This is a genomic window from Actinoplanes sp. URMC 104, from assembly GCF_051386375.1.
Classification (GTDB): domain Bacteria; phylum Actinomycetota; class Actinomycetes; order Mycobacteriales; family Micromonosporaceae; genus Actinoplanes.
Genome location: NZ_JBPQTO010000002.1, coordinates 1487621 through 1503721, shown reverse-complemented (window position 1 = coordinate 1503721; position 16101 = coordinate 1487621). Strand labels below are relative to the sequence as shown.

Genomic DNA, 16101 nt, shown 5'->3' with positions numbered 1-16101 from the left:
CCTGGGGCGACATTCCATCGGCAGGTGTCGCGCTTACACATCTCCCATGGCCGTACTACTGACAGCCGCCGCCTCCACCGGGACCAGCGGCTACACCCTGCTCATCGCCGACGACCAGAGCCAGGTCGCCGCCGCGCAGCGGCTGCGCCACGACGTGTTCGCCGGCGAGCTCGGCGCCACGCTGCCCGGCGCGACCGCGGACGGGCGCGACGTCGACGAGTTCGACGACCACTGCGACCACCTCATCGTGCGCGACGACGCGTCCGGCGAGGTCGTCGGGACGTACCGGATGCTGTCCCCCCGGGCCGCCGAGCGGGCCGGGCGCCGCTACGGCGACGGCGAGTTCGACCTCGCGCCGCTGCGCCCGCTGCGCGACCAGCTGGTCGAGACCGGCCGCTCGTGCGTGCACCCCGACCACCGCACCGGCTCGGTGATCAACCTGATGTGGGCCGGGATCGCCCGCTACCTGCACCTGAACAACCTGCGCTGGCTGGGCGGCTGCGCCTCGGTGCCGCTGGACGACGGCGGCGTGACCGCGGCCGGCGTCTGGGCCCGGGTGCAGGCCAGGCACCTGGCCCCGCCGGCCCTGCGGGTGGCCCCCCGGCGCGACTGGCTGGCCGGCACCGACCTGGTCGGCGACCCGGGCACACAGCCGCCCGCGCTGCTCAAGGGCTACCTGCGACTCGGCAGCTGGGTCTGCGGCCGGCCCGCGTACGACCCGGACTTCCACTGCGCCGACTTCTACGTGCTGTTCTCGATGGACCGGCTGGACCCGCGTTACCGCCGGCACTTCCTGGGAGCGGCGCGATGATCGCCGGCGGCGCGCTGACCGGGCTGTGGCAGCCGGTCTCGGGCTGCGGGGACCACTGCCGGGACGGCGCCGACCGGCACGCGGCCCCGGGCACCGCCACGCTACGCATGGTCACGCTGACGGTCGTGCTCGTGGCCGGCCTGCTGTTCGTGCCGCTGCTGCGCGGCCGTGCCCTGCGGGGCCTGGCCCGCACGATGCTGGCGGTGCTCGGCATCCGGCTGGTGCGCCGCGGCCCGCAGCTGCGGCCGGGCACCCTGCTGGTCGCCAACCACGTCTCCTGGCTCGACATCCTGGTGCTGATGGCGGTCTCGCCGGTGCGCCTGGTGGCCAAGGGCGAGGTCGGCGCGTGGCCCGGCATCGGCCCGCTCGCCGGGCTGTCCGGAGCGATCTTCATCGACCGGTCCCGCCCCAAGGCGCTGCCGCGGACGGTCGCCGAGGTGACCGCCGCGCTGCGGTCCGGCCGTACGGTCGCCGCCTTTCCCGAGGGCACGACGTTCTGCCGCGGCGGGCAGGGACGCTTCCGCCCGGCGCTGTTCCAGGCCGCGGTCGACGCGGGCGCGCCCGTGGTGCCGGCCTCGATCCGCTACGACTCCACCGCGGCGGCGTTCATCGGCGACGACACGCTGGTCGCCTCGGTGCGCCGGGTGGCCGCGCTACGGTCGCTCACGGCGACCCTGGTGACCGCGCCCGCGCTGCGGCCCGCTCCCGGCGCCGACCGCCGCGTGCTCGCCCGCGCGGCTCAGGCCTCGATGGCGGCGTGACGCCTGGCTGAGAGCGCTTACAGGGAACTTTCAGGCGGCGTGCAGCCGAGGGACAGCGGGCTGATAAAGAATGGCTGTCATGGCCGCTCAGACCCAGCCCAAGCAGAGCGAGGCAAAGCTGCTCGTCGTCGAGGACGACGCGAACATCCTCGAGCTGCTCTCCGCCAGCCTTCGTTTCGCCGGTTTCGACGTGAGCACCGCGACGAGCGGCAGTGCGGCGGTCAGCGCGGCGAAGAACTCCACGCCCGACCTCGTCGTGCTCGACGTGATGCTGCCCGACCTCGACGGCTTCGAGGTCATCCGGCTGATGCGCGAGGGCGGCCAGCGCACGCCGGTGGTGTTCCTGACCGCGCGCGACGGCACCGACGACAAGATCCGTGGCCTCACGCTGGGCGGCGACGACTACGTGACCAAGCCGTTCAGCCTCGAGGAGCTGACCGCCCGCATCCGGGCGGTGCTGCGCCGCACGACGCAGGGCGACGAGGAGCCGTCCCGGCTGGTCTTCGCCGACCTCGAGCTCGACGAGGAGACCCACGAGGTCTACCGGGCCGGCCAGCGGGTCCAGCTGTCGCCCACGGAGTTCAAGCTCCTGCGCTACCTGATGCTCAACGCCAACCGGGTGCTGTCCAAGGCGCAGATCCTCGACCACGTGTGGAAATACGACTTCCGCGGTGACGACAACATCGTCGAGTCCTACATCTCCTACCTGCGCCGCAAGGTCGACAACGTGCAGCCGCGCCTGATCCACACCCTGCGCGGCGTCGGCTACGTGCTCCGCAAACCCGCCGTCTGAGCCCGGCCGTGACGCTCACCGAGCGCGTGCGCAGCACGATCCCCGCGCAGCCGAGCCTGCGCAAGGTGTCGCTGCGCATCAAGCTGGTGGCGTCCGTGCTGGTGCTGGTCTTCGCGGCGCTCACCGCGATCAGCGCCGCCAGCACCTACGCCCTGCACAACTACCTGCTCGACCGGCTCGACTCGTCGCTGACGATCTACGCGACGACGATCGCGGCGGCCCGGGTCGGCTCCAAGATCCCGGTGCCCGAGGACTACTACGTCTCGTCGAGCTCCACCGAGGGCGTGCGTTCCGAGGACCCGGTGGTCGGCGACGACAAGCTGGGCCCGTCCGACTTCCCGCCGCTGGTCAAGGGCCCCGACGCGGTCAGCAAGGTGCGCAACGTGCCCTACACGGTCCGCTCGCCCAGCGGCCGGGTGGTCTGGCGCGTGGTCGTCGTCAACGACGAGTGGGGCCAGGTCATCCAGGTCGGCGAGAAGATGTCGGTGATCGGCCTCGCGGTCAACCAGATGGTCTGGGTCGACCTGCTGGTGGGCATCGGCGTGCTGATCGCGCTGGCCTCCATCGGCGCGGCCATCGTGCGGCAGAGCCTGGTGCCGCTGCTGCAGATCGAGCGCACCGCGGCGGCGATCGCGGCCGGCGACCTCAGCCGGCGCGTGCCCAACCCCGAGTCGCACGGCGGCGAGCCGCAGACCGAGCTGGGCCGCCTCGCCAAGGCGCTCAACGCGATGCTCGCCCAGATCGAGGCGGCGTTCAGCGCGCGCGCCCAGTCCGAGGCGGCCGCCCGCGCCGCCGAGGCGACCGCCGTGCGGGCCGCCGACGCCGCCCAGGCCTCCGAGGCCCGCGCGGTGGAGTCCGAGGCCAAGATGCGGCAGTTCGTGGCGGACGCCTCCCACGAGCTGCGCACGCCGCTGACCACCATCCGGGGGTTCGCCGAGCTCTACCGCCAGGGCGCGGTCACCAATCCCGAGGACGTCGCCCGCCTCGTGCGCCGCATCGAGGACGAGGCCGCCCGGATGGGCCTGCTCGTGGAGGACCTGCTGCTGCTCGCCCGGCTCGACCGGGAGCGACCGCTCACGCTGGGCCCGGTGGAGCTGCCGGTGCTCGCCCTCGACGCGGTGCAGGCGGCCGAGGCGACCGCCCCCGAGCGGACCATCGAGCTGGAGGTCCGCGACCAGCCGGAGCAGCTGGTGGCGTACGGCGACGACGCCCGGCTGCGCCAGGTGATCGGTAACCTGATGACCAACGCGCTGGTGCACACGCCGCCGGACGCGTCGGTCACGCTGCGGCTCTACGCCGGGCCCGGCAACCATGCGGTGGTCGAGGTGTCGGACACCGGGCCGGGTCTCTCGCCGCAGCAGCGCGAGCACGTGTTCGAGCGGTTCTACCGGGCCGACGAGGCGCGCACCCGGCACACCGACCGGGCGGCGACCGGCACCGGGCTCGGCCTCGCCATCGTCGCGGCGATCGTGCGGGCCCACGAGGGAACCGTCGAGGTGATCAGCGAACCGGGGCAGGGCGCGACCTTCCGGGTCACGTTGCCTACGCTGAATCCGGACAAAGGTTTCACAGAAAACGTCCAGGACTAGCACAGGCCAGTGAGAGAACGACGGTGCAAGGTTGGTGGCATGAACGAGAACGAGACCGACCCGCGGCCCGCGGACGCCTCCTCTGAGAGCAGCAGCCCGGAGCGGGGACAGTCTGAGCAGCCGACCGCCGCGCAGTCCGCGGCCCCGCACGCCCCCGAGTGGGGCCGGCCGGTGTCGAGCGCTCCTGGTTCGGGCATCCCCCAGTCGGGCGCTCCCCAGCAGCCGGGCGTCCCCCAGGCGGGGGCTCCCCAGCACCCCGGCGTTCCCCAGCCCGGCGGCGCGCCGCAGTGGCAGCAGTCCCCGTGGCAGCAGGCGGGTTACCCGCAGCCGCACCCGGGTTACGGGCCGCCCCAGCAGCCTTACGGCCAGCCGGCCGGCTATCCGGGCGCGTGGGCGCCGGGCGCCGCGCCGCAGGCCGACGCGACCCAGCCGCTCGGCATCCCCGAGGGCCAGGCCTGGTCCCCGGGCGCCGAGACGCAGCCGACCTGGGCGCACTCCGTCGACCAGCAGCCGCGCGGCACCGGCCGGGGCCGCAGGATCTTCGTGATCGGCGCCGCGGCGGTGCTGCTCGCGCTCGGCGCGGGCGGCGTCGGCGCCGCGACCGCGCTCGCCTTCGACGACGACGGCTCGTCGCCCGCGGTGCAGACCGGCAACTCCGCGGTCACCCGGGTGGTCGACCGCTCCTCGATGGCCCAGATCGCGGCCGCCGTGCAGGACAGCGTCGTCTCGATCACCACCGGCAGCGGCGAGGGCTCGGGCGTGGTGATCTCCGCCGAGGGCTACATCGTCACCAACAACCACGTGGTGTCCACGGCCCAGGGCGACACGGTCACGGTGATCTTCGCCGACGGCAAGAAGGCGAACGCGACAATCGTCGGCACCGACCCGCGCACCGACCTGGCCGTCGTGAAGACGTCCGGCGTGTCCGACCTCAAGCCCGCCACGTTCGGCCAGAGCTCCAAGATGCAGGTCGGCGACACGGTGCTCGCGATCGGCAGCCCGCTCGGCCTCGAGGGCTCGGTCACCGCCGGCATCATCAGCGCCAAGGACCGCACGATCCAGTCCAGCGGCGAGGGCGGCGAGCAGGAGAGCCCGTTCGGCAACCAGCAGCAGCAACAGGGCTCCTCGACCACCATGTCGGGCCTGCTGCAGACCGACGCGCCGATCAACCCCGGCAACTCGGGCGGCGCGCTGGTCAACACCAACGGCGAGGTGATCGGCATCAACTCGGCGATCGCCACCCAGGGCAGCAGCTCGGGCAACATCGGCCTGGGCTTCGCGATCCCCAGCGACAAGGCCAAGCAGGTGGCCGACGACCTGATGGCCGGCAAGAAGGTCAGCCACCCCGCGCTCGGCGTCAGCGTCACCGACGCGGAGAACGGCGGCGCGCTGGTCAGCCAGGTCACCAAGGACAGCGCGGCGGCCAAGGCCGGCCTCCAGCAGGGTGACGTGATCACCGCGGCCGACGGCAAGGGCATCGGCGACTCCGACGACCTGGTGGCCGCCGTGCAGGCCGGCGAGGTCGGTCAGCAGATGAAGCTCGACTACTCCCGCGGCGGTGAGAAGAAGCAGGTCACGGTGACGTTGACCGAGGCGCAGTAACCAAGCTTTGCCCTTTCGCTGCGGCGGGTGGTGTGACAAGGGGGTTGTCACACCACCCGCCGTACGTTTGCCCGGCGCTATTCTCCGACTTCCGGACAAATCGTGCGTTTTCGGCACCGAGGACTCGCCATTCCGCGCGTGGAGCGCCTAATCTCCATTCGCCATCGGCGGTATCCCGGCAGTGAGAGGCACCAGGTTGACGTACGTCGAGACCCGGATGAACGTCTGGGAGGCCCTGGCGGGGCGCGCTCCCGGTGAGCCGTCCGGCCCGGCGGATCCCGGGCTGTGGGGTGCGGTCGTCGACCGCCTCAACCCCGCGAGCGCACGTCCCGTCCTGCGCGCCGGGGTCGAGTACGTCCAGCTCACCGGCGCGCGCGGCAGCGACTACATCATGCTGCGCTCGCCCGACGACGGCGAGCGCGCCAGCTATCTGCGGCTGACCCCCGAGGAGTGGGAGCTCGCGCTGCTGATGGACGGCGAGCACACGGTCGCCCGGCTGGTGGCCGAGTTCGCCCGCATCGCCGGCCGGCTCGCCCCCGATCAGGTGCGCCGCGTGGTCGCCGACCTGGCCGGCAACCGCATGCTCGACGAGCTGCCGATGGACGCGTTCCGCCCGCTGCGCGAGCTGGGCCGCCCGCTGCCGGAGCGGATGGGCAACTCGCTGCTGGCCGCCGCGCGGGGCCGCCGCATGCTGCTGGTCAACGTCGACGGCCTGGTCACCGCCCTCTACCGGGCCGGCGGACGGCTGTTGCTCACCAAGGCCGCGGGCATCGTCACCGCGCTGCTCACCGTGGCGGGTCTCGGCCTGTTCGTGGCCACCTGGACGCGCGGCAGCCGCTCGCTGTTCCTCACCGGCGACTCGTACGTGGCCGGCGCCCTCACGCTCGTGCTGCTCAACATGGTCGTGGTCGCGGTGCGCGAGTACGCCCGGGCGATGGCCGTCAAACACGCCGGGCGCGAGGTGCCCGCGGCCGGCTTCCTCGTCTGGTTCGGACTGCCCTCGCTGTTCGTCGACACCAGCGACGTCTGGATGGCCGGGCGCCGTGCCCGCCTGCTCGCCTCGGCGGCCGGCCCGCTGAGCGCCCTGGTCCTCGGCGGCGTGGCACAGCTGGCGGCCCTCGCGCTGCCGCCCGTGGCCGACACGGCCTTCAAGCTCGCCTTCCTCTGCTATCTGAGCGCGTTCGTGCACCTCAGCCCGCTGCTGCCGCTCGACGGGCAGTACCTGCTGATGAACTGGCTGGAGGTGCCGCAGCTGCGCCGGCGGGCACTGGCCTGGGTCGGCGGCCGCCTGCGGAGCCGCCCGCCGCGCTGGGCCCAGCTCGACCGTGAGGGCCGGCTGGTGGCGCTCTACGGCCTCCTCGCCGTGTGCTGGCTCGCGCTCGCCGCGGGTCTGGCCTTCCGCCTCTGGGAGGACAGGCTCACCGGGCTCGCCACCGGCCTGTGGCACGAGGGCATGACCGGCAAGCTGCTGCTGGCCGCGATCGTGCTCGGGCTGGGCGCCCCGATCGTGTACTTCGCGCTCGGCCGGGTCACCCGATGGTGGGCCGTCTCCCGGCTGCGCCGCGCCGAGAACGACCGCGAGGCCGACAGTCCGCGCCGGCTCGCCGCGCTGCGCGCCTCCGACCTGGGCGGGCTGCCCGAGCCCGCGCTGCAGGGCCTCGCCGCCCGCGCGCGCTGGGTGCACCCGCCGACCGGCCGTCAGATCGTCCAGGCGGGCGGCGCCCAGCAGGCCGTCTACGTGGTCGTCGACGGCGCCCTCGAGGCCCGCCGGCCCGGCGACCCGCCCGGCACGATCCGCCACCACGTCGGCCCCGGCGGCGTCGTCGGCCTGGTCAACGCGATCACCGGGCGCGCCACCCAGCTGAGCTGGCACACCGCGGGCACCACGCTGCTGTCGATCCCGGCCGCGACGGTGGCGACCGTGGTCGGTCCGCTGCCCGGGCCGCCTCCGCAGGACAGGGCCGAGGCCGAGGCGCTGTTCGCGGACACCCCGGCGCTCGCGGGACTCGCGGTCGACCAGCGGCTCGCGCTGATCGCCTCGGCGCACCCCGTGGACCTCGACCCGGGCGCGCCGGTCATCCTGCCCGGCCCGACCCATGCGGTCGTGGTCGAGTCCGGCGTGATCGCCCTGCCGGACGGCGTCGAGCTGCGCCGCGGCACGCTGGTCGGCCCGGTCGGCGACGGCACGCCCGGCATGGTCGCGCAGACCATCACGCCCGTACGCCTGTGGGTGATGCCCGACGCCGCCGACCTGCCGCCGCTGGTCGGCGCGACGCACCGGCCCGGCTCGCCGATGCCCGTGGTCGCCGCCAAGGGCGCGCTGCGGCCCGGGGCGCCGGGCGGCGGGGCGTACCCACCTCTCACGCTGCCGCCCGGCCCGCCCGAGGGCGGCGACGCGGAGGTCGACCGGCGGTTCGAGCACCGGCTCACCTGGCTCGTCGTCGTGCTGCTGACCGTGGCGGTGTTCGTCGCGGGCCTGTCGTTCCGTCCCGGGCCTGCCTGGGCCGAGATGCCCGCCGACCGGGTGCTGCTCTCGATCGAGCAGGGCTCGGTCAGCGCGACCTTCGACGGCCGGTCCGCGACCCTGGCGGACGGGACGCGGCGCTACCTCGACCAGGGCGAGGTGGTCCAGGTGCCGTCCGGCGCGTCGGCCAAGCTGGTCTTCGCCGGCGGGTCCACGGCGCTGCTCTGCGCGAACACCCGGGTCGGCATCGGCAACCTGGGCACGGGCGAGGGCCGCGACCAGACCCCCAGGGCGAGGATCTCGCTGCAGAGCGGGCGGCTGCTCGCCGGCACGGGCAGCACGAGCGGCGCGTACAACCCGCTGGCCCTCACCGTGGACCGCAGCGCGGGCACGGTCACCAGCACCGGCGCGGCCTGGTACTCGATCGAGCCCGCGACGGTCACCGTCTCGCAGGGCACGGTCACGGTCGACGGGCAGCCCGCCGCGGCGGCCGGCGGCGAGCTGGCCTGCGCCGACGGGGTGCCGGTGGAGGCCCCGCCGTCGAGCAGCCCGGAGCCGAGCGAGGAGCCCCTACCGTCCTTCTCGGACTCGATCAATCCGTCGATCGACCCCAGCGTGCCGGTGTCGCCGAGCGCTACTGTAGTCACGCCGTCACAGACCGATGATCCGACCGGCGGCGACGACGACAACGGCGACGAGCCGACCGTCGCGCCCACGCGCACCGTCACCACGCGTCCGACGACCACCCGCCCGACCACCAGGCCGACGACCGCGCCGACGACGACCCCGCCGCCCGCGCCCGATCCCGAGCCCACCGCCACTCGGACGACCACCACCGCCCCGCCCGCGCCCACCGACTCGCCGTCCGATCCGGAGGAGCCCGAGCCCGAGGCGAGCAGCACCGGGACCGGCTGACCTCCGGCGGTGTGCGGGGTGCGGCGACCACCCCCACGCCAGGAGGTTCGATGCTCTGCTGGTTCTGCTCCGAGCCGGCGCGGGCGACCTGCCGCTTCTGCGGCCGCGGCGTCTGCGCCGAGCACGCCCGCTTCGGTCCGTACCTGTTGCAGGTCAGCCGTTCGGAGACGAGGCGCCGGGCGGAGGCCCTGGTGGTGGAGGACGCGGCGCAGTGCGGCACCTGCCGGCCGCGCCCGGCCCCGGTGGCGATGCCCGAGCTCGACTGAGGGTCGTTCTGCCGTGAGCGAATTCGCCTACAGGGGAATCGCTGGGAGGACCCGATGGGGCTGAGGAAAGCTGGGAGACGTCGAAACGGCCGGTCGGATGCAGGTTCCTCCGGCGGATGCGAGAGGGTGTTGTCATGAGTGTTGACGAGTTGACGATGCGGGGCGGCGGCGCATCCTTCGATGACCAGGTGTTCGAGCGGCTCCTGCGGGAGCGCATCATCTTCCTCGGCAGCGAGGTCAACGACGAGGTGACCAACCGCATCTGCGCCCAGATGCTGCTGCTGGCCTCCGCCGACAGCGAGAGGGACATCGCGCTCTACATCAACTCGCCGGGCGGCTCGATCAGCGCCGGCATGGCGGTGTACGACACGATGCAGTACATCAAGAACGACGTGGCGACGATCGCCATGGGCATGGCGGCCTCGATGGGGCAGTTCCTGCTCTGCGCCGGCACCCCCGGCAAGCGGTACGCGCTGCCGCACGCCCGGATCATGATGCACCAGCTGTCCGGCGGCATCGGCGGCACCGCGGCCGACATCGCCATCCAGGCCGAGAGCATGCTGCACATCAAGAACGTGATGAACGAGCGGATCGCGTTCCACACCGGGCACACGCCCGAGGAGATCGAGCGCGACTCCGACCGCGACCGTTGGTTCACCGCCGACCAGGCCCGCGAGTACGGCATCGTGGACCATGTGATCAGCCGGGCCAACCAGGTCACCAACACGTCGTCGCTGGTCTGACCGGCAGTTCTTCCCTCTTTCGACGGGCGCGCGGGGCAACCCCGCGCGCCCGTTTGTGTCGTCCGCGATCGATCGGGGTACATCTGCGGCATCACGCGAACCTGTCAAGGAGGTGCTGACGTGAGGCTCCCGACGTTCTCCCGGCAGTCCACGAGCGATACCACGGAGACCCCCGAACGCCCGGCCCCCGGCGGCACGGTGACGCGCCCGGGCTCCGACAACACGACCGAGGTACGGCCGCCCGTACGCTCCCGGCGCGACGAGGACACGCTGACCGACCTGCCGCCGGCGCCTTCGCAGACGCGGCGCACCGATCCGCCTCCCGCCGCGCCCTTCCGCCCCGAGGGCACCCGCGCGACCGGCGCCGCCGCCGTCGACCGCGACGCCGCTCCCGCCGGGCCGAAGCCGCGCGCCAGCCTGCTCGCCACCCTCGGCCTGATCCTCGGTGTGGCCTCGGTGCTGCTCGTGCTCTCCGGCCCGCTGATGGGCTACGGCCTCGGCGTCGCCGGGCTGGCCCTCGTGCTGTCGCTGCTCGGCATCCACGCGACGCGCAAGCGCCACGTCGCGGGCAAGACCGACGCGCTGCTCGGCATGATCTTCTCGCTCGGCGCGATCGTGCTCGGCGTGCTGGCGCTGACCGGATCGCTGAGCTGGCTCGGCACCGACACGCAGCCCGTGAACAATCTTCGTGAGTGGCTCGACGCGCGGTTTGCCGACCGCTTCTGACGGGTATCTGACATTCGCGGCCGGCGATGCGCCGGACGCACTGATCGGAACCGGGACTGGCGCTCTCCAGTCCCGCCCCGGAACCGTCCGGCGGTGCGCCGGCAACTCTTTCCGTGGTCGAGGGTGGCCTGGTTCAGGCCACCCTCACTGCTGTGCAACGAATCTCCGCCGCCGCCTCGGATCACGCAACGATCCAACGCAGCCTGCATGGTTGAACTAAGGCATTCGCCGGTACGGCACGCCTAGCGTTTCAGCCATGACGACCACGGCTTCGCCGCGCCGATACCTCATGTGCCGGCCCACCCACTTCGCGGTGACCTACCGCATCAACCCGTGGATGGATCCCACGGCTCCGTACGACAACGCGCTCGCCGTCCGCCAGTGGGAGACCCTGCGGCAGACGTACCTCGACCTCGGTCACACGGTCGAGCTGATCGAGCCGCTGCCCGGGCTGCCCGACATGGTGTTCGCGGCCAACGGCGCCACGGTGGTCGACGGCCGCGTGCTGGGAGTGCAGTTCCGCGACGCCGAGCGGGCCGACGAGGCCCCGGCGTACGCCGCCTGGTTCCGCGAGCGCGGCTTCGAGGTCACCGAGCCCAAGCACACCAACGAGGGCGAGGGCGACATCCTGCTCGCCGGCGAGGTGCTGCTGGCCGGCACCGGCTTCCGCACCGCGCACGCGTCGCACGCCGAGACCCAGGAGGTGCTGCGCCGCCCGGTGATCACCCTCCAGCTCGTCGACCCGGCCTACTACCACCTCGACACGGCGCTCTGCGTGCTCGACGACACCAACGTCGCGTACCTGCCCTCGGCCTTCTCGCCCGGCTCGCAGGCCGTGCTGCGCCGGCTGTTCCCGCACGCGGTCATCGCCACCGCGGAGGACGCCGCCGTGCTCGGGCTCAACGCCGTCAGCGACGGCCGCACGGTGGTGCTGCCCGAGCAGGCCACCCATCTCACCGCGGCGCTGCAGGCCGCGGGCTACCGGACCGTCGGGGTGGACGTCTCCGAGCTGCGCAAGGCCGGCGGCGGACCCAAGTGCTGCACGTTGGAGGTGCGTTCATGACGAGCGTCGACATTCTGCGGACGCCGGCCGCACTGGACGAGGCCGAGCGGTACACCGCGCACAACTACCACCCGCTGCCGGTGGTGATCACCGAGGGCGAGGGCGCCTGGGTCACCGACGTGGACGGCCGCCGCTACCTCGACTTCCTGGCCGGCTACTCGGCGCTCAACTTCGGCCACCGGCACCCGGGGCTGATCGCCGCCGCGCACGCCCAGCTCGACCGGATCACGCTGACCAGCCGCGCGTTCGTGCACGACCAGTTCGCCGAGTTCTGCCGGTCGCTCGCCGCGCTCTGCGGCAAGGACCTGGTGCTGCCGATGAACACCGGGGCCGAGGCGGTGGAGACCGCGATCAAGGTCGCCCGCAAGTGGGGCTACCGGGTCAAGGGCGTGCCGGACGGCCGCGCCGAGATCATCGTGGCGGCCGACAACTTCCACGGGCGTACGACGACGATCGTCAGCTTCTCGACCGATCCCGACGCCAAGGCGGACTTCGGCCCGTACACCCCCGGGTTCGTCGTCGTCCCGTACGGCGACGAGGCCGCGCTGCGGGCGGCGGTCACCGACAACACGGTGGCCGTGCTGATGGAGCCGATCCAGGGCGAGGCCGGCGTGCTCGTGCCGCCGGCCGGCTACTTCGCCGCGGTGCGCGCGCTCTGCGACGAGCGCGGCGTGCTGATGATCGCCGACGAGATCCAGTCCGGCCTGGGCCGCACCGGCCGCACGTTCGCGATCGAGCACGAGGGCGTCGTCCCGGACATGTACGTGCTGGGCAAGGCGCTCGGCGGCGGCATCGTGCCGGTCTCCGCCGTGGCCGCGAACCGCGACGTGCTCGGGGTGCTCAAGCCGGGCGAGCACGGCTCCACGTTCGGCGGCAACCCGCTGGCGTGCGCGGTCGGCGGCGAGGTCGTACGGCTGCTGGCCACCGGCGAGTTCCAGCGCCGCTCGGCCGAGCTGGGCGATCGGCTGCACGCCCGGCTCGGCGCGCTGATCGGACGCGGGGTGATCGCGGTGCGCGGGCGCGGGCTGTGGGCGGGCGTCGACATCGACCCGGCGCTGCTCACCGGCCGGCAGGCGTGCGAGCGGCTCGCCGAGCGCGGCGTGCTCGCCAAGGACACGCACGGCTCGACGATCCGCCTGGCGCCGCCGCTGGTCGTCACGGCCGACGAGATCGACCACGCGGTCGACCAGCTGGCGGCGATCCTGGCGGTCTAGCCGCGCTCGAACTTGCGCAGGGCCATCGTCGGGGCCTCGGCCATGACGGAAGCGGGCTGAGCGACCCCGCCGGTGGCCCACATCTTCGAGCGGCCCACCTGCACCCCGGCGTAGAGCTCCACGACGTCCTCGGGGGCGAGCGTGCGGCTCTCGTGGCGGTGCAGGGCGACGCGCTCGTCGTCGTTGATGGCGCCGCCGGGGCGTACGCCGCTGCCGTTGGTGCTGATGTCCTGCACCGTGAGGTTGCCGTCGGCGCGCAGCATGAACTGCACGTGCCCGCGGCTGATCCACTTGCGGGCGTCGTCGGTCAGCCACTGGCCGAGCATGACTCCGGCGCCGCCCTCGGGGGCGCGGCCGACCACGACCGGCTCCTCGGTCGAGACCACGAACCGGCGGCGGACGACCCCGTCGATGCGCACGGAGAGGACCTCCACCGCCGGCCGGGGACCCGCGTCACGCAGCGGGGCGCCGTGCCGCGGGCAGGTCGGCGTGCCGGCGCGCAGCGAGGGCGGCGGCTGCGACACCGGGCTGGTGAAGGTGCGCATGTCGGCGAACGGGCTGTCCGGGTCGCCGCCGGAGCCGAAGCTGGTGCAGTTGGGCTCGGGGCAGCTCCACACCCGGGCCAGCAGCCGCTCGCCCAGCGGCGACCGCTCGGCCGGGCGGGGCGGCTCGCCGCGGCCCACGCGGGCCATCAGCACGGTCGTGCCGCCCTCGCCGGCCACCGCGGCCAGCAGGCGGCCGGGCTCCTCGACCCACGGGTGCCGCTCGCGGTTGCCGCGGCTGCGGGTGAGCACCGGCAGGCCGAGCAGCTCGGCCACCTCGAAGACCCGGTCGTCGAGCTGCGGAACGACCTCGACCTTGCCGTCGTCGGCCCAGCGGCGGATGACCATCCGCTCGTTCGAGGTGAGGTCGGTGTCGGAGAGCAGCCCGCGGGGCGCCACCACGAACACCGGAACGTTCTCCTCGGCCACGCGCGCGCCGAGCGCGTCGATCACCATGCCGAGGCGCACCGCGCTCGCCGGACGACCGCCGTCCAGGTCGGCGTACCGCACGATCTCGGACATGTCGACCACTGCGCGGGCGAGCGCCGGATCGGTGCTGAGGCGGGCCTCGATGGCGTCGAGGACCTTGCTGACCTCGAATCTCACGGGTCCTCCCGGTAGTCCGCGGGTTTCTGTGCCCCGCCATCATGCCGCGCGGTCCCCGAACGCGAATGTCGCACCCCTCCGATACGGTGTGGCGCGCACATCGACACATCGACGGGGAGACACACATGAGGACTCGACGGCTCGCGCTCGCGGGCGCCGCGATCGCTGTCATCGCGCTCGCCGGCTGCGGCGACAAGGACGCCGGCGCGGGCTCCGGCTCGGGCTCCGCCGCCGGTGGCGCGTCCGCGCCGGTGGCCACCACCACGGCGCCGGCCACCCCGGCCGCCGAGCTCGAGGAGGCCGCGGGCAAGCTCGGCGACACCCCTGTGAAGGTCACGCTGAGCTCGGCCGTCGGCATGACCGTCTCCGGCTCCTTCGACGCCAAGGCGCAGAAGGGTGACGTGTCGATGGACCTGGGCCCCGCCGGCGGCATGAGCATGCGCCAGGTCGGCACCGACCTCTACGTCAAGGTCACCGGGTCGATGGCGAGCTCGCTCGACGGCTCCGCGGCGAAGAAGTGGATGCACGTCGACCTCAGCAAGGTCCCCGAGAAGAGCTCGCTGAACATCAAGAACAACGACCCGCGCCAGACCGCCAAGCTGCTCACCTCGGCGTCCGCCGTCAAGAAGACCGGCGAGCACTCGTTCACCGGCACGGCTGACATGACCAAGTCGCCCACCTTCGACGCGGGCACGGCCGGGGCGCTCGCCGGCAAGATGAGCGCCGTGCCGTTCACCGCGGAGACCGACGCCCAGGGCCGCCTCGTCGAGCTGGTGTTCGACCTCGAGAAGGTCGCGCCCGGCGGCGGGCAGATGACGACGAAGTACTCGAACTTCGGCGTACCGGTCAAGGCCGAGGCGCCGCCCGCGGCGCAGGTCGTCGAGATGCCGGCCGCGTTCGCCAAGGCGATGGGGGCCTGACCCGCCACGATCGTGGTGTCCGTGGTGTCCGTTTGCCGCCGGCGGCCATCGGGAATTGACGTCCGTGGCCGGCCTCACCGGAACGGCCGGACTGTCGAAGGGACGGACATGCGGACACCACGGCTCGCCGGGCTGGGCCTCGCGACGATGGCGACGGCGGCACTGACGCTGGCCGGTTGCGGCGACGGCGGCAGCGCGACGCCCGGTGCCAGCGCGCCGGCCCCCGGCAGCAGCGCCACCGCGACGGCCTCGGCCGGTGCGGCCGACCCCGCCGCGGTGCAGGCGCTCACCAACGCGACCACGCAGCTCGGCACCACCAGCTTCAAGATCACGGCGAGTTCCGGCTCCGGTTTCAAGCTGACCGGCGCGGTCGACCCGACGTCCGGCCAGGGCACTGTGGACGTCGCCGCGAGCGGCCCCAACGCCCAGCTGACCGTCAAGACTCTGCTCGTCGGCCAGGACCTCTACCTGCAGGTGCCCGGCATCACCAAGGCCGGCACCTGGACCCACGTCGACGTGTCGCGGCTGCCCGAGGGCGCGAACGTCGGCCTGCGGCCCGGCCAGATCGACCCGGTGAACACCTCGAAGCTGCTCGGCTCGGCCACCGACGTGCACTCCACCGGCGGCAACAGCTACGCGGGCACGCTCGACCTGACCAAGGCGGTCGGCCTGGCCGGCGTCTCCCAGGTGACCGTCGACCAGACCGGCGCGCAGGCCCAGCGGGTGCCGTTCACCGCGGGCCTCGACTCGCAGGGCCGGCTCGCCGAACTGACCGTGCAGGTCCCGGCCGTGGGCGGGCAGGCCGCCCAGCCGCTCGACGTGCTCTACAGCGACTACGGCGCCCCGGTGACCGTCACCAAGCCCGCCGCCTCCGAGGTGACCGAGGCCCCCGACAATCTCTACAGCTCACTGGGCGGCTAGTCACCGCTGTCCCGGTACGGCAGGCCGGGCACATGCCCGGCCCACTGCTCCCGGGTGAGGCCGCCGTCGGCCAGGAGGCAGGCCTCACCCACCGGGTCGGCCGCGGCCGCGTCGGGCGGAGCGACCATCAACAACTCCATGGTCCCGTCCACGGTGACCACGCCC

At 73.3% G+C, this 16101-nt stretch carries 15 protein-coding genes; 13 read left to right on the top strand and 2 right to left on the bottom strand.

Annotated features, from left to right (window positions below):
• The first annotated feature begins 46 nt into the window (after positions 1-46).
• From ACSNN8_RS07935 to rocD, 11 genes are all read left to right on the top strand, one after another.
• Positions 47-811, top strand: a complete 765-nt coding sequence (locus ACSNN8_RS07935) for a GNAT family N-acetyltransferase (RefSeq protein WP_436647980.1) — start codon at positions 47-49, stop codon at positions 809-811.
• Complete coding sequence (locus ACSNN8_RS07930) at positions 808-1572, top strand: lysophospholipid acyltransferase family protein (RefSeq protein ID WP_436647978.1); 765 nt, start codon at positions 808-810, stop codon at positions 1570-1572. The genes ACSNN8_RS07935 and ACSNN8_RS07930 overlap by 4 nt, the downstream gene beginning before the upstream one ends.
• 79 nt (positions 1573-1651) lie before the next feature.
• A complete protein-coding gene (locus ACSNN8_RS07925) occupies positions 1652-2365 on the top strand; it encodes a response regulator transcription factor (RefSeq protein ID WP_203780252.1) in 714 nt (237 codons plus the stop codon).
• 8 nt (positions 2366-2373) lie between these two features.
• Positions 2374-3954 carry a sensor histidine kinase gene (locus ACSNN8_RS07920; RefSeq protein WP_436647975.1) on the top strand — a complete coding sequence of 527 codons (1581 nt, stop codon included), beginning with the start codon at positions 2374-2376 and terminating at the stop codon, positions 3952-3954.
• 39 nt (positions 3955-3993) lie between these two features.
• The gene (locus ACSNN8_RS07915) at positions 3994-5556 is read left to right on the top strand and encodes a trypsin-like peptidase domain-containing protein (protein WP_436647973.1); all 1563 of its coding nucleotides are present in this window, start codon (positions 3994-3996) and stop codon (positions 5554-5556) included.
• A 196-nt stretch (positions 5557-5752) separates the two neighbouring features.
• Positions 5753-8935: a cyclic nucleotide-binding protein gene (locus tag ACSNN8_RS07910; protein ID WP_436647971.1), complete on the top strand. Its 3183-nt coding sequence runs from the start codon at positions 5753-5755 to the stop codon at positions 8933-8935.
• Between the two features lie 50 nt (positions 8936-8985).
• Positions 8986-9201 (top strand): hypothetical protein, encoded by a 216-nt coding sequence (locus ACSNN8_RS07905; RefSeq protein ID WP_436647970.1) that lies wholly within the window; start codon positions 8986-8988, stop codon positions 9199-9201.
• A 134-nt stretch (positions 9202-9335) separates the two neighbouring features.
• Positions 9336-9944 (top strand): ATP-dependent Clp protease proteolytic subunit, encoded by a 609-nt coding sequence (locus tag ACSNN8_RS07900; protein ID WP_436647968.1) that lies wholly within the window; start codon positions 9336-9338, stop codon positions 9942-9944.
• Between the two features lie 120 nt (positions 9945-10064).
• Entirely contained in the window at positions 10065-10670 is a 606-nt protein-coding gene (locus ACSNN8_RS07895) for a hypothetical protein (protein WP_436647966.1), read from the top strand.
• A 256-nt stretch (positions 10671-10926) separates the two neighbouring features.
• Entirely contained in the window at positions 10927-11733 is an 807-nt protein-coding gene (gene ddaH, locus ACSNN8_RS07890; RefSeq protein ID WP_436647964.1) for a dimethylargininase, read from the top strand.
• Positions 11730-12947 carry an ornithine--oxo-acid transaminase gene (gene rocD, locus ACSNN8_RS07885; protein ID WP_436647962.1) on the top strand — a complete coding sequence of 406 codons (1218 nt, stop codon included), beginning with the start codon at positions 11730-11732 and terminating at the stop codon, positions 12945-12947. The genes ddaH and rocD overlap by 4 nt, the downstream gene beginning before the upstream one ends.
• Here rocD and ACSNN8_RS07880 read toward each other — a convergent pair.
• Positions 12944-14095 (bottom strand): FHA domain-containing protein, encoded by a 1152-nt coding sequence (locus tag ACSNN8_RS07880; RefSeq protein WP_436647960.1) that lies wholly within the window; start codon positions 14093-14095, stop codon positions 12944-12946. The genes rocD and ACSNN8_RS07880 overlap by 4 nt on opposite strands.
• A 125-nt stretch (positions 14096-14220) precedes the next feature.
• Here ACSNN8_RS07880 and ACSNN8_RS07875 point away from each other — a divergent pair, with 125 nt between their 5' ends.
• Together ACSNN8_RS07875 and ACSNN8_RS07870 are read left to right on the top strand one after the other, a co-directional pair.
• Entirely contained in the window at positions 14221-15015 is a 795-nt protein-coding gene (locus ACSNN8_RS07875; RefSeq protein ID WP_436647959.1) for a hypothetical protein, read from the top strand.
• Between the two features lie 108 nt (positions 15016-15123).
• Complete coding sequence (locus ACSNN8_RS07870) at positions 15124-15936, top strand: hypothetical protein (RefSeq protein WP_436647957.1); 813 nt, start codon at positions 15124-15126, stop codon at positions 15934-15936.
• Here ACSNN8_RS07870 and ACSNN8_RS07865 read toward each other — a convergent pair.
• Positions 15933-16064: a hypothetical protein gene (locus tag ACSNN8_RS07865; protein ID WP_436647956.1), complete on the bottom strand. Its 132-nt coding sequence runs from the start codon at positions 16062-16064 to the stop codon at positions 15933-15935. The two genes, ACSNN8_RS07870 and ACSNN8_RS07865, sit on opposite strands and share 4 nt — an antisense overlap.
• Between the last annotated feature and the right edge of the window lie 37 nt (positions 16065-16101).